This is a genomic window from Streptomyces sp. NBC_01497, assembly GCF_036250695.1.
Lineage (GTDB): Bacteria > Actinomycetota > Actinomycetes > Streptomycetales > Streptomycetaceae > Streptomyces.
In genome coordinates, this window is sequence record NZ_CP109427.1 from 6,623,069 (window position 1) to 6,635,869 (window position 12,801).

Sequence of the window (12,801 nt, forward strand, 5' to 3'; positions counted from 1 at the left end):
GGTGTGCCGTACAGCGAGGGGCGGAAATGGCCGAGTTGGTCCCCGGGGGAAACCAGGAACTGCCGGACGGCGCGCTGATACTGCGCGTCCCCGGCCCCTTCGACGTGTCCGCGCTGGTCACCGGCGACGACGGCCGGGTCACCGGGGACGCCGACTTCGTCTTCTTCAACCAGCCCCGCGCGCCGGGCGTCGAGGTCGGCTCCGACGGCGCCGCGAGCACGGTCCGCGTCGACCCGGGGCGGCTGCGGCCCGGCGCGAGTCGCGTCACGCTCGTGCTCAGCGCCGCCGACCCCGGCACCCCGCTCGCCACGCTGCCCGCGCCGGTGCTCAGCGTGCGCGCCCCGGGCACCGGCGCGCCCCCGGAATCCGGATCGGGCAGGGGGCCCGGCGCCGTGTCCGGCATCCTCGTCGCGACCTTCCGCCCGCCGCCCGTCACCCGGCAGAGCGTGCTGCTGCTCGCCGAGGTCTACCGTCGGGGCGCCGTCTGGAAGCTCCGGGCCCTCGGCCAGGGGTACGCGGACGGCCTCGCCGGTATCGCCCGCGACTTCGGGGTGGACGTCGAGGACGACGGGGCTTCGGGCGCGCTCCCGCCCGCACCGCCGCGCCCGTCCGCGGACGAACCGCCGCGGGCGGCGCCGCCGGCACCCCCGCCCGCGCGGGGGCCGGCCGCCGGCGTGGAGGGGTACGCCGCGCTCGTGGACGCCGAGCGCGTACGCTCGGGTGCCGCGCCCGTGGCCCTCGACGACCGGCTCTGCGCCGCCGCGACGCGGCACGCCGCCGCCATGGCGGCGCACGGGTCGCTCACCGTCGAGGCACCCGACGGCGTCACCCTCTACCAGCGCGTCGGCGAGGCCGGCTTCTCGTGCCTGGCCCTGGGCGAACACCTCGTGTCCGGCCCGCGCGACGCCGCCGGATTCGTCGCGTACTGCCTGTCCGGGCCGGGCACCCGGGCGCCGTTCCACGACGCCGCGTACACCCACGCCGGCATCGGCCGCGCCGAGGCCGGCGGGGGAGCGGGCGGGGTGTTCTGGACGGCGGTGTGGGCTTCCCCCTTCAGCGCCGAGGGCCTGGCCCGGCTCACCGCCGAGGTCGTCCGCCTGACCGGTGCCGAGCGGGCCGCCGCGGGACTCGGGCCGCTCGCCGTGGACCCGCTGCTGACGCACGCCGCCCAGGACCACAGCACGGGCATGGCCACCCGAGACTTCTACGCCCACACCGACCCGGACGGGCGCGAGCCCTGGGACCGGGCCCGCGCCGCCGGGGCCCGGCACCGGGGCATCGGGGAGAACATCGCCTGCGGCCAGCGTTCGGCCGCCGAGGTGGTGGAGGGCTGGATGAACAGCCCCGGGCACCGCGCCAACATCCTGCGCCCCGACTTCACGCACATCGGCGTCGGCTACGCCACCGGGGGCCGGTCGGGCACGTACTGGACGCAGTTGTTCGGCATGGCGCACTGACGGGGCGCAGGACGGCGCGCAGAACGGCGCCGGGGGGACCCGGGCGGCCCCTCCGGGCCGACCGACGGCTCCGGGCGCCCGGTTCGCAGCGCCGACGGCCGCCGGCGTGCGGGCGAGTGCGATGCCCCGCCGTCCGGACACCACGCGGGGCGACCGGCCCGGACGGCGGGGGGCCGTGCCTCACGCGAGAGCGGGCCGCGCGGGCACGTACTTGTACCCGGCGCGGCGCACGGTGTGGATCGCCGTCCGGTGTGCCGGGCCGAGCTTCCTGCGCAGCCGGGCGATGTGCACGTCGACGGTCCTTCCGTCGCCCGCGTAGTGGTAACCCCAGATGAGTTCGAGCAACTGTGTACGCGAATGCACCAGATGGGGATGGGCGACGAAGTGGGCGAGCACCTCGAACTCCAGGTACGTCAGGTCCAGCGGCCGCCCGTCGACCTGGGCGGTGCGCTGTTCGAGGTCGACCCGGATGGCGGACCCCGGGCGGTCCGGGGAGCGCTCCGCCGGCCGGCCCCCGGCCGGGGCGAGGCGCGCCCGCCCGGAGTCGGCGACCGGTGGGTTCCCGAGAGCCTGCGGGTGGACGACGACCTGCGGTGAGAACAGGTCCTCGGGCGCGAGATGCGTCGGCGCGAGGACCACGTACGTGACGAGATGCTGGGCGGGTTCGCCCGTGGTCACCACCCGCAGGCGCCGCGGGGTGGCGGGCTGCGCGTCGCTGGTGTCCTCGGTGAGGATCTCGATGGGCTGCTGCACGGTGGGGCTCCTTCGTGAGGAGATGCGTGACAGGCGCGGCGGAGAACGTGCTCGACGGTCACGGAAGGCGAGATCCGGGGACGCGGCCGGTGGGCCGGGGCCCGCGGGAGAGACCCCGGCCGAGTCGCGCGCGACGGCGCGGGCGAGGACGGACCGGGCGATCGGGGCGGGGGAGTTCAGCCGGCCTTCGGGGCGGTGGCGCGCACGAGCCGACGGCTCAGCGGGCGGGGCACCGCGGGAAGGGACTCAGCGGCCGTCGGCACAGATCGCGCTGGCATTACGTCGCAGATCGACGTCCAAACGCGATACGAGAAACTCAGCCTGGCTCACAGGCAGCAGGCTCCCACCCCCGGCGCTGGGCCGTCAACGCCGGTCGGCTGACGTCTCACCATGCGGCGCTCCGGACCCTTACCCGCAACGAGCCTGCTCCCGGCTCCGGGCTTTCGTACCGGCCGGCCGGCCGGGGCGGGTGCGGCACCGCGATCCGCCGCGCCCGCAGGTCCCCGCGGCGCCGCGCCTGGGCGCGCGATGCCGGATCCGCGAGCGCCCGGACAGGGACGCTCGCGGATCGGTTCCTGACCGGAAAACCTCACCGGGGAAGGCGCGGCGGGAAAACCCGACGGGAAAAAGCAGAAGACCCCAGATACCTGGGGTCTTCACTGGTGTCCGAGGGGGGACTTGAACCCCCACGCCCGATAAAGGGCACTAGCACCTCAAGCTAGCGCGTCTGCCATTCCGCCACCCGGACAAGGTGTCTGCCGGAGGCCTCCGGCCGTTCCGACGTGGAAAACCATAGCAAACTTCGGGGGGCCTTCGATCACGCCGGTGCTCGGGGCACCATGGGGGGATCACCAGCAACGATCGTGGGAGTGAGCAGCGTGAGCGAGCCGAGCGCGGAGCGGGCCCTGGCGGGCGAGGACGAGGTCGTCGACCTGTGCCGCGACCTGATCAGGATCGACACCAGCAACTACGGCGACCACTCCGGGCCGGGGGAGCGCGCGGCGGCGGAGTACGTGGCGGAGAAACTCGCCGAGGTCGGTCTCGAACCGCAGATCTTCGAGTCCCACAAGGGCCGGGCCTCCACGGTGGCCCGGATCGAGGGTGAGGACCCGTCCCGGCCCGCCCTGCTGATCCACGGCCACACGGACGTGGTCCCGGCGAACGCCGACGACTGGACGCACGATCCGTTCGCCGGGGAGATCGCCGACGGCTGCCTGTGGGGCCGCGGGGCGATCGACATGAAGGACATGGACGCGATGACGCTCGCCGTCGTGCGCGACCGGATGCGCAGCGGCCGCAAGCCCCCGCGCGACATCGTGCTGGCCTTCCTCGCCGACGAGGAGGCGGGCGGCACGTACGGCGCCCGCCACCTGGTGGACAACCACCCGGGCCTGTTCGAGGGCGTCACGGAGGCCATCAGCGAGGTCGGCGGCTTCTCCTTCGACGCGCGCGAGGATCTGCGCCTGTACCTCGTCCAGACGGCCGAGAAGGGCATGCACTGGATGAAGCTGACCGTGGACGGCACGGCCGGCCACGGGTCCATGACCAACACGGACAACGCGATCACCGAGCTCTGCGAGGCCGTGGCCCGCCTCGGCAGGCACCAGTGGCCGGTGCGCGTGACCAAGACCGTGCGGTCCTTCCTGGACGAGTTGTCCGACGCGCTCGGCACCCCCCTCGACCCGGAGAACATGGAGGCCACGCTCGCCAAGCTCGGCGGCATCGCCAAGATGGTCGGGACGACGCTGCGCAACTCGGCGGCGCCGACCATGCTCGGCGCGGGCTACAAGGTCAACGTGATCCCCGGGCAGGCCACCGCGCACGTGGATGGACGCTTCCTGCCGGGCTTCGAGGACGAGTTCCTCACCGACCTCGACCGCGTCCTCGGCCCGCGCGTGCGGCGCGAGGACGTGCACGCGGACAAGGCGGTGGAGACGACGTTCGACGGCAACCTGGTCGACGCCATGCAGATCGCGCTCAGCGCGGAGGACCCGATCGCGCGCGCCGTTCCGTACATGCTCTCCGGCGGTACGGACGCGAAGTCCTTCGACGACCTCGGCATCCGCGGCTTCGGTTTCGCGCCGCTCCGGCTGCCGCCCGAGCTGGACTTCGCCGGGATGTTCCACAGCGTGGACGAGCGGGTCCCGGTCGACGGCCTCAAGTTCGGCACCCGCGTGCTCGACCGCTTCATCGACCACTGCTGAGCGGCCCCGCCCCGGGTCGCGCCGACGGCCGCCGCCACCGGCCGTCGGCGCCGCGTCCCTGACGCGTGATTCGTTCGTGTGTCCGGCACCCTCACGGGGACGAGTGAATCCGACCATAAGCTCGTAGCCCCATTAGTCCCTCCTCGTTACAGGTGTGCGGTCCGCAGCTGGGGCCGCGCTTTGCCAACGAGGAGGAACAATGATCAAGAAGGTCGTCGCTGCTGCGGCTGTCACCGGTGGTCTGGTGCTCGCGGGCGCCGGTATGGCCTCCGCCGACGCGGGTGCCCAGGGCGCCGCTGTGCAGTCCCCGGGTGTTCTCTCCGGCAACGTCATCCAGGTGCCGGTGCACATCCCGGTGAACGTGTGCGGCAACACGGTCTCTGTGATCGGGCTGCTGAACCCCGCCTTCGGCAACACCTGCGTCAACGCGTGACGTTGTAGGTCGGCCCGCACAGGGCCCGAATCCGGGTGGCCCCGGAGTGCGCGCCATGCACTCCGGGGCCACTGGGTATCCCGTCCCCGGCGTGGACCGGGGGAATTCCGCATGGCAGAAGGCAGGAACTTCAGATGAGACAGGGCACGCGCAAGGGCCTGATCACTTTCGCGGCCGCGGGCGGCGTCATCGCCCTCGGTGGCGGAGTGGCACACGCCGACTCGGGAGCCGAGGGCAGCGCCGTCGGTTCGCCGGGCGTGCTGTCCGGCAACAACGTGCAGGTGCCGGTGCACATCCCGGTCAACGTGTGCGGCAACACCGTGAACGTCGTCGGACTGCTCAACCCGGCGATGGGCAACAACTGCGTCAACGCCTCCGGCAACGGTGGCGCGCACGGCGGCTCCCAGTACGGCGGCGGCCACCAGGGCGGAGGGTCCCACCAGGGCGGCGGGTCCCAGCACGGTGGTGGCTCGCAGGGCGGTACGCACAGCGGCGGTCACCAGGGCGGAGGGTCCCACCAGGGTGGCGGCTCGCACGCGGGTGGCGGTCACCAGGGCGGCGGCTCGCACGCGGGCGGCGGCTCGACGGCCGGCGGCGACACGTCCCACTCCCCGGGCGTCGGTTCGGGCAACAGTGTGGGCATCCCGATCGACATCCCCGTGAACGTCTGCGGCCTCGGTGTCGACGTCGTCGGCCTGCTCAACCCGCTGACCGGCCAGTCGTGCGAAAACGTGGACACACCGCCGGCACCCCCGGCGCCGCACCACCCCGGGACGCCGGTGACCCCGCCCGCCCCGCACACGGCGACCCACCGCAACATCCCGCCGGTGCCGAACGCCCCGGAGCCCCGGACGGTGCCCAGGACCGTGCCGGTCGCGCAGCTCGCGCACACGGGTTCGCAAGGCCTCGGGATCGCGGTCCCGGCGGCGGCGGGCATGCTGCTCGCAGGCACCATCCTCTACCGCCGTTCCCGCGCCGCCGCGTAACGTCACTCGGCGCGTGGGCACACACGGAGACCGGGACGGGCCCCGCACCTCTCACACGGGCGGGGCTCGTTCCGCTGTCGCGGGCGGGATGGCGCTCACCAGGTGGCGCGTACCTGTCGGATGATGCGCCGGCGCAGCCGCACCCTGCGGCTGCCGTCCCGGTGCAGACTCAGGCGGTCCAGTTCCCAGTGCCCGTACTCGGCATGGTCCGTCAGCAGACGGGCGGCGTCCGTGCGGGATACCCCGCGGGGCACGTACACGTCGACAAATTCGTATTCCGGCATCGCATCTATTGTGCGACCAGACCCCGGATACGGATAGCGTCTGCTCTATGTCTGATGCTGCGCAGCCCACCGCTGCCGACGTACGCGCCGCCGCCGAGGCGGTCAAGGCCGCCCTCGACCGGCACTTGGCGGCAGTCGAGAACCGCACGGGTGAGGACGACCAGGCCGTTTCCGAGGCGTTCAACGCGCTGGCGGCGGCGGCCGAGGTCTACGACGAACGGCTCTACAACCGGTACGACGAGGTGACCCCCTTCGAGATCCCGGAACCGGATGACTCCCTTCCGCCCTACGCGGGGCCCGAGGAGCCACACGCCCTCAGCGTGCTGATCCGCCGCGACTACGCGGTGGTCGAACCGGAGCGGCTCGTCGCACAGGCACAGCGCATCGCCGACGCGGACGACGACGTCGTCACGGCGGCGGGTGCGGCAGCGGTCGTCGCCGGCAGTGTGCACGCGGCACTCGGCGTGCTGTTCGGCGAGTACGAACCGGACGAGATCGCCTCACGGCACAAGGAATTCGGCCTTGAGGAGGGCGACTCGACGCTCTGGGTCTCCGCGGTGGAGGACCTCCCGGAACCCGGTGAGTGGCTGTCGTCCCCGTTCGAGCAGGCGGACCCGCAGCAGGTCGTCTGCCGTTTCGATGTGAGCGCGGTCTTCGACGAGGACGACCTGGACGCCGACGTGGACGACCTGGAGGAACAGGAGGCGTAGCCCTCCCGCAGGATCACAAGCGCCCGGAGCCGCCCACCGTGAGGTGGGCGGCTCCGCGGCGCTCGCGGCACTGTCTAGGGCGCCGGCTCCGGGTCCGGGGCCAGCAGGCCCTCCAGCAGCGCCCGCAGCCGGGTACAGCGCCCGGCCGAGGGGCGCTCGCCCTCCGCGACCGCCTTCGGCAACGCCTGGTCCACCCCGTGCACCACCGACAGGTGCCGCTCACCCCGCCCGAACGCGGTGTACACCCAGGTCCGCGTCAGTGCCCCGGCCGCGTCCCCCGGCAGCACCACCACTGCGGCGGGCCAGCGCATCCCGGCGGCCTGGTGCGCGGTGAGCGCCCAGCCGTGCCGCAGCTCGATGTCGACCCGCTCCCTCGCCACCGTCACCGTGACGCCTCCCGCGCCGCCGCCGGTGCTCTCGCCGCTGCCGGAGGTGCCGGAGCGGTCGGAGGTGCCGGAGCCGTCCAGGCGTACCCGCAGGCCGTCCTCCTCCGCCGAGACCACCACGCCCTGCACCGTCCGCCCGGGCGAGGGCACGTACGCGACCCGGTCGCCGGGATCGAACCCGCCGAACCTGCCGGGCCCCGGCGCCAGCCGCTGCTTGAGCGCGGTGTTCAGCGCGCGGGTCCCCGCGGCACCGCCGTGGCCGACCGTGACGACCTGCGTCTGCCCGGCCGCGAGCCCGAACGCCCGCGGCACGGATTCCGCCACCAGCTGGACCGTGCGGTGCACCGCCTCGCCGGCGTCCCGCACCGGGACGATCACGATCTCCTTGTCGGGCGCGGGCACCTGGTTCAGCTCGCCGACGCCGATCCCGGAGACGAGCTCGCCGATCGGCCCCGCGTCCGGCGTCCTCGACGCGATCTGCGGGCAGATCCGCGCGGCCAGCAGATCGCCGAAGACCCGGCCCGCGCCCGCCGACCCCAGTACGCCGGGGTCGCCGCCGAGCACCAGCCTGCCGCCGTCCGCGAGCGACTCGACCAGCATGGCCGCCGTCTCCACGTCCAGCTGCGGGGCGTCGAGGACCACCAGGAGATCGAGCGCGAACATGCCGTCGGCGTCCCGCCCCGGGCCCTCGGCACCCGCGAGCAGCCCGGCCACGGTGACGACGTCCGCCCCCCGCGACCCGTCCGCCGCGCCGGGCGCACCCAGCCGGTCCCGGCCGTTCTCGCTGTGCACGGCGAGAGCCGTACGCAGCCCCAGCGCCCGCGCCGCCGCCGCGAGCGCGACGGGCTCGGCGCGCGCGGCTTCGCCGCCGGTGTGCAGCACGAGACCGTGCTCCGCGACGGCCCGCAGCAGTTCGGCGGCGGACGGCGAGGGGGCCGCCCGCTCCGCCTCGGTCCAGGGCCCCCGAGGCAGCTCCGCGACGGTCTTCACCACACGCGCGAGCCCGTCCGCGAGGCTCTCCTCGGCGAGTGCGAAACGATCCAGCCCCAGCAGTACGGGCGCGTCCGCGGCGGTGTCCCGCTCGTCGGGTGCCGTCCCGTCCTCCGCGTCCGGCTCGGCCCCGGCCCCCGGCTCTTCGTCCTCGCCGTCCTCGCCGTACTCGCCCGCGCCTTCCTCCTCTTCGCGGAAGACGAGCACGGCGCCCTCGGCCACGGCGTGGCGCACGGCCCCGTCCGGGTCGGGTACGCCCTGCCCCGCCAGCCCGGCGCGTACGGCGGAGGCTTCGAGTGCCGTGTGGCCCTGGACGGCGGCCCGCTCCAGCAGCCACACGACCAGGGCGACGGCCCGCCGCTCGTCGCCCGGGCCGCACTCGGCGCCGAGCAGCGCCCTGGCGAACCCGTCCGCCTGCTCCGGCCGTACGCCCGGCACGGCCAGGAGCTGCCACGGGTCCTGGCGCAGGACCTCGCCCGCGTGCTCCCCGAGAGCGCCGGCGACCGGCCCCGCCAGGGACTCGGGGGCGCCGCCCTCACCGAGGACCCCGCGAACCGCCGCGAGCGCTTCCGGGGGCGGTGCTCCGCCGGACAGGGGCGCGGGCCGGGGGGCGGCGCCGGCGGGGGACTGCGCGGGAACGGGAGCCGGCGCGGCCCGCAGGACGACAGGATCGGGCGTACCGCCGCTCTCGACCGCGCGGACGGCCGCCAGCAGGTCGGCCGCGTGGCCGCTGAGTTTGGCGCCTGCCGCGACCGGCCCCGCCTTGTCCGCCTTGCGCTGGTCGATGCGCCGGCGCAGCTCGCGCTGGGCAGCGAGTTCGGCCTGCGCCTCGCTCAGCTCGGCGGCCTTCTCGGCCGCGTCCCCCGTGCCGGAGGCCTCGCCCGCCGCAGCCGCCTCGTCGCCCTCGGCCTTGCCGGACGCGTCCCCCGCCTCGGCCGTCCCGCCGGCGGCAGGCGTCTTCGGGGACGCACTGTCAGGCGTCTGCCCGGACGTCTCCCCGGGGGTCTGCCCGGACGTCTCCCCGGGGGTCTGCCCGGAGGCCTCCCCGGGCTCGCCCGTCCCGGCCGTTTCGACCGCTTCGTCCGCCATCTCGGGGCTCCCGCCGTCCCCTTCGGCTCGATCGGCTCCTGCGGGCTCCTCCGCCGTCCGCGCTTGTCCGCCCGGCTCCCGTGTCCCGGCGCCATGCCCGGTGCCCGCCCGCGCCTCATCCGGCGCGTCCGCGCCCGCCTCCTCGACGGTCGCCTCGTCCGCGTCGCGGTCCGTCGTCACAGCGTGCTCCAGTCCTGGTCGGGATAGTGGTGCACCGGGGCCGACACGTCGTCCAGCGCCCGGCAGATCTCGTCAGGAAGACTAAGGCCCTCCACCGACAACGCCTCGATGAGCTGCCTCGCGTTGCGCGCGCCCACGATCGGCGCGACCACGCCCGGCCGGTCGCGCACCCACGCGAGCGCGACCGCGAGCGGGCTCGTCGCCAGGCCGTCGGCCGCCGTGGCGACCGCGTCCACGATCCTGCTCGCCGCGCCGTCGAGGTAGGGCTCCACGAACATGGCCATGTCCGTCGCGCCCCGCGAGTCCGGGGGAGTCGTGTGACGGTACTTGCCCGTCAGTACGCCCCGTCCGAGCGGCGAGGACGGCAGCAGTCCGACCCCCAGGTCGAGCGCGGCGGGCAGCACCTCGCGCTCCACGCCCCGCTGGAGCAGCGAGTACTCCATCTGCGTGCTGGCGAGGCGCGTCCGTATGCCCGGTGCCGCGAGCTGCCAGGTCGCGGCCTTCGCCAGCTGCCAGCCGCAGAAGTTCGATACGCCCGCGTACCGGGCCCGTCCGCTGGTGACCGCGATGTCCAGCGCGTGCAGGGTCTCCTCAAGCGGGGTCTCGGGGTCGAAGGCGTGGATCTGCCAGAGGTCCACGTAATCCGTGCCGAGACGGTCGAGCGAGGCGTCGAGTGCCTCCAGCAGGTGGCCGCGCGAGCCGTCGAAGCGACGGTCGGGGTCCGGCACGCTGCCCGCCTTCGTGGCGATCACCAGGTCACGGCGCGGCACCAGCCGCTCGACGAGTTGCCCGAGCAGGTATTCCGCGTCTCCGCCGCCGTACACGTCCGCCGTGTCGACCAGCGTGCCCCCGGCGTCCCAGAAGGCCTTCAACTGGTCCGCCGCATCGTGCTCGCCGGTGTCCCTGCCCCAGGTCAGGGTGCCGAGCCCGATGCGGGACACGCGCAGTCCCGTACTGCCGAGATGCCTCTGCTCCATGGGGGCTGAGATTACTGGCCGGGACGCCACGCCGAGTAAGGGCTGGGGACAACGCACCCATGACGGCCCCGCACCGCGCGCGCTACAGTCCCAGGCACAGGACATTACTGGTGAGTAGGGCGACTAGGGAGCGGGTGCGGGAATGCGGCTCGGCATCAACCTCGGGTACTGGGGTGCGGGGATGGACGGCGACAACCTCGCCGTCGCACAGGAGGCCGACCGCCTCGGCTACGACGTGTGCTGGGCGGCCGAGGCGTACGGCTCCGACGCCCCGACCGTGCTGTCGTGGGTCGCGGCCAGGACGGAGAGCATCGACGTCGGTTCGGCGATCATGCAGATCCCGGCGCGGCAGCCCACCATGACGGCCATGACGGCCGCGACGCTCGACTCGCTCTCCGGCGGCCGGTTCCGCCTCGGCCTCGGCGTCTCGGGGCCCCAGGTGTCCGAGGGCTGGTACGGCGTGCGGTTCGACAAGCCGCTGGCCAGGACCCGGGAGTACGTGGAGATCGTGCGCGGCGCGATGTCGCGCGAGCGGCTGTCGTACGAGGGTGAGCACTGGACGCTGCCGCTGCCAGACGGTCCCGGCAAGCCGCTCAAGCTGACCGTGCACCCGCAGCGCGAGCACATCCCGCTCTACATCGCCGCGATCGGGCCGAAGAACCTGGAGCAGACGGGCGAGATCGCGGACGGCGCCCTGCTGATCTTCCCGGCGGCCGAGCACCTGGAGGAGACGGCGCTGACGCACCTGCGGGCCGGCCGGGAGAAGGCGGGCCTGACGATGGACGGCTTCGACGTCTGCCCGACCGTGCCGCTCGCGACCGGCGACGACGTGTCCGCGCTCGCGGACCAGTTCCGCCCGTACACCGCGCTGTACGTGGGCGGCATGGGCAGCAGGAAGCAGAACTTCTACAACCGTCTCGCGGGCCGCATGGGGTACGAGAAGGAGGCGGCGGAGATCCAGGACAAGTACCTCGCAGGCGACAAGAGCGGCGCGGCGGCCGCCGTCCCGCACGACCTGATCGACTCGACGGCGCTGCTCGGCTCGACGGCGCGGATCGCGGATCGCATGCAGGCGTACGCGTCGGTCGGTGTCACGACCCTGACCCTGGCCCCAGCGGGCCTGACGCTGGAGCAGCGGGTCGCGGCGCTGCGCGTGGGCGTGGACGCCCTGGAGCGCGCAGGCCTCGCCGAGTAACCCCCCCGCACCCAACCCCCGCCCGTACCCCAGCCCCCGCAACCCCGTACCCCAACCCCGCCCGTACCCCAGCCCCTGTGCCTTCCCCCACCCCGCCCCCGGCGGGCACGCTGAGCCGTGCGGCTGTGGTGGGGGCTCGGGGGTCTCCCCGCCACAGCCGCGTCACTCAGGACAACGCACCGGGCCGCGCGCGGTTACGCGGGCGGCTGTCCTTCTTTTGGCGCAGTCGAGGGCCCCACCTGTTGCCTCCGTCGTCCCGTCCGCTTTGACTCGTTTTTTGCGGACATCTGTCCAGATGGAGGTAGTCAGAGATGCTCTCGGCCCAGAGTCTGTTCCAGGAAATGGTCGGTGACGACCGTGCGTTCCAGCTGTTCTGCTCCATCGCCGCGTCGGGCGAGGCCCAGGGCGGCTGGGAGAACGGCAGGATCGCGGCCCTCGTGCCCCGCAGCATGGGCGAACTCGCGCCCAAGATCACCCGGCACGGCGCCGACGAGGAGAAGCACGGCCGGATCTTCAACGCGCTCCTCAAGAAGCGTGGTCTCGACCCGGTCGAGGTGCCGCTGGAGACCGACTACACCCTCCTGCTCGAACACCGCGGCATCGGGCTCGCCCACGAGAAGCTGCGCCGTGAGGAGCCCCTCACCGAGCAGGACATCGTCGTGTACCTGGCCCACAGCAGGGTCACGGAGCAGCGCGCCAGCGACCAGATGGAGATGCTCAAGAAGTACTTCGCGGACGACCCGGAGGTGGGCAGGGCCGTCAAGATGATCAGCAACGACGAGGACAATCACCTCGCCTACTGCCACGAGGAGTTGCTGCGCCTCGCCCGGCAGGGCTACGGGCGGTTCATCCTCGACTCGCTCGTCTCGTGCGCCCGCGTCGAGATGGCGGTCTACCGCCAGGTCAGCCTGGCGGTCATGGACCACATGGGCAGCATCCTCGGCTGGTCCGCGCCCAAGGCCGCGGCTCTCGCCGCCGGGATCAACGGCATGTACGCGTACGAGCGACTCGGCGGCTGGCGGCGGATGACCCGTCTCGCGCCGCCGGAGCGCCGCGACGCACTCGGCGGCCCGGCTCCCGAGGCCGCCCCGGTCCCGGCGGTCTGACCCGGCAGGACATTGTGCGGGGCGATCCCCGGCTCCGGTACGACGGTGTGC

The 12,801-nt window shown here is 73.8% G+C and carries 11 protein-coding genes and 1 tRNA gene; 7 read left to right on the top strand and 5 right to left on the bottom strand.

Annotated elements, in window-relative coordinates:
- The first annotated feature begins 26 nt into the window (after positions 1 to 26).
- Positions 27 to 1,457 (top strand): CAP domain-containing protein, encoded by a 1,431-nt coding sequence (locus tag OG310_RS27985; protein ID WP_329458625.1) that lies wholly within the window; start codon positions 27 to 29, stop codon positions 1,455 to 1,457.
- Between the two features lie 180 nt (positions 1,458 to 1,637).
- On the opposite strand, the gene OG310_RS27990 is transcribed toward OG310_RS27985, so the two are convergent.
- Both OG310_RS27990 and OG310_RS27995 read right to left on the bottom strand, forming a co-directional pair.
- Entirely contained in the window at positions 1,638 to 2,210 is a 573-nt protein-coding gene (locus OG310_RS27990; protein ID WP_329458626.1) for a winged helix-turn-helix domain-containing protein, read from the bottom strand.
- Between the two features lie 660 nt (positions 2,211 to 2,870).
- Positions 2,871 to 2,958: transfer RNA gene (locus OG310_RS27995), tRNA-Leu, on the bottom strand.
- Between the two features lie 130 nt (positions 2,959 to 3,088).
- Between OG310_RS27995 and OG310_RS28000 the strand changes: the two genes are divergently transcribed.
- The 3 genes from OG310_RS28000 (at position 3,089) to OG310_RS28010 (ending at position 5,833) form a co-directional block, all read left to right on the top strand.
- Positions 3,089 to 4,414: a M20/M25/M40 family metallo-hydrolase gene (locus OG310_RS28000; RefSeq protein ID WP_329460426.1), complete on the top strand. Its 1,326-nt coding sequence runs from the start codon at positions 3,089 to 3,091 to the stop codon at positions 4,412 to 4,414.
- A gap of 199 nt (positions 4,415 to 4,613) precedes the next feature.
- Positions 4,614 to 4,847 carry a chaplin ChpH gene (gene chpH, locus OG310_RS28005; protein ID WP_329458627.1) on the top strand — a complete coding sequence of 78 codons (234 nt, stop codon included), beginning with the start codon at positions 4,614 to 4,616 and terminating at the stop codon, positions 4,845 to 4,847.
- Positions 4,848 to 4,981: 134 nt separating this feature from the next.
- Positions 4,982 to 5,833 carry a chaplin gene (locus OG310_RS28010; RefSeq protein WP_329458628.1) on the top strand — a complete coding sequence of 284 codons (852 nt, stop codon included), beginning with the start codon at positions 4,982 to 4,984 and terminating at the stop codon, positions 5,831 to 5,833.
- A gap of 95 nt (positions 5,834 to 5,928) precedes the next feature.
- Here the strand turns inward: OG310_RS28010 and OG310_RS28015 are convergent, their stop codons facing one another.
- Positions 5,929 to 6,117 (bottom strand): DUF5703 family protein, encoded by a 189-nt coding sequence (locus tag OG310_RS28015; protein WP_329458629.1) that lies wholly within the window; start codon positions 6,115 to 6,117, stop codon positions 5,929 to 5,931.
- Between the two features lie 47 nt (positions 6,118 to 6,164).
- Between OG310_RS28015 and OG310_RS28020 the strand changes: the two genes are divergently transcribed.
- Positions 6,165 to 6,827, top strand: a complete 663-nt coding sequence (locus OG310_RS28020) for a hypothetical protein (protein WP_329458630.1) — start codon at positions 6,165 to 6,167, stop codon at positions 6,825 to 6,827.
- A 74-nt stretch (positions 6,828 to 6,901) separates the two neighbouring features.
- Here the strand turns inward: OG310_RS28020 and OG310_RS28025 are convergent, their stop codons facing one another.
- Positions 6,902 to 9,292, bottom strand: a complete 2,391-nt coding sequence (locus tag OG310_RS28025) for a helix-hairpin-helix domain-containing protein (protein ID WP_329460427.1) — start codon at positions 9,290 to 9,292, stop codon at positions 6,902 to 6,904.
- Positions 9,293 to 9,468: 176 nt separating this feature from the next.
- Complete coding sequence (locus OG310_RS28030) at positions 9,469 to 10,449, bottom strand: aldo/keto reductase (protein ID WP_329458631.1); 981 nt, start codon at positions 10,447 to 10,449, stop codon at positions 9,469 to 9,471.
- A gap of 142 nt (positions 10,450 to 10,591) precedes the next feature.
- Between OG310_RS28030 and OG310_RS28035 the strand changes: the two genes are divergently transcribed.
- Positions 10,592 to 11,644, top strand: a complete 1,053-nt coding sequence (locus OG310_RS28035) for an LLM class F420-dependent oxidoreductase (RefSeq protein ID WP_329458632.1) — start codon at positions 10,592 to 10,594, stop codon at positions 11,642 to 11,644.
- A gap of 311 nt (positions 11,645 to 11,955) precedes the next feature.
- Complete coding sequence (locus tag OG310_RS28040) at positions 11,956 to 12,750, top strand: ferritin-like domain-containing protein (RefSeq protein WP_329458633.1); 795 nt, start codon at positions 11,956 to 11,958, stop codon at positions 12,748 to 12,750.
- The last annotated feature ends 51 nt before the right edge of the window (positions 12,751 to 12,801 follow it).

Excerpts from the sequence above, each read along its gene's own strand:
- OG310_RS28010 (WP_329458628.1), top strand. The coding sequence starts at position 4,982 with ATGAGACAGGGCACGCGCAAGGGCCTGATCACTTTCGCGGCCGCGGGC.
- OG310_RS28015 (WP_329458629.1), bottom strand. The coding sequence starts at position 6,117 with ATGCCGGAATACGAATTTGTCGACGTGTACGTGCCCCGCGGGGTATCC.
- OG310_RS27985 (WP_329458625.1), top strand. The coding sequence starts at position 27 with ATGGCCGAGTTGGTCCCCGGGGGAAACCAGGAACTGCCGGACGGCGCG.
- OG310_RS28030 (WP_329458631.1), bottom strand. The coding sequence starts at position 10,449 with ATGGAGCAGAGGCATCTCGGCAGTACGGGACTGCGCGTGTCCCGCATC.
- OG310_RS28020 (WP_329458630.1), top strand. The coding sequence starts at position 6,165 with ATGTCTGATGCTGCGCAGCCCACCGCTGCCGACGTACGCGCCGCCGCC.
- chpH (WP_329458627.1), top strand. The coding sequence starts at position 4,614 with ATGATCAAGAAGGTCGTCGCTGCTGCGGCTGTCACCGGTGGTCTGGTG.
- OG310_RS28040 (WP_329458633.1), top strand. The coding sequence starts at position 11,956 with ATGCTCTCGGCCCAGAGTCTGTTCCAGGAAATGGTCGGTGACGACCGT.
- OG310_RS28025 (WP_329460427.1), bottom strand. The coding sequence starts at position 9,292 with ATGGCGGACGAAGCGGTCGAAACGGCCGGGACGGGCGAGCCCGGGGAG.
- OG310_RS28035 (WP_329458632.1), top strand. The coding sequence starts at position 10,592 with ATGCGGCTCGGCATCAACCTCGGGTACTGGGGTGCGGGGATGGACGGC.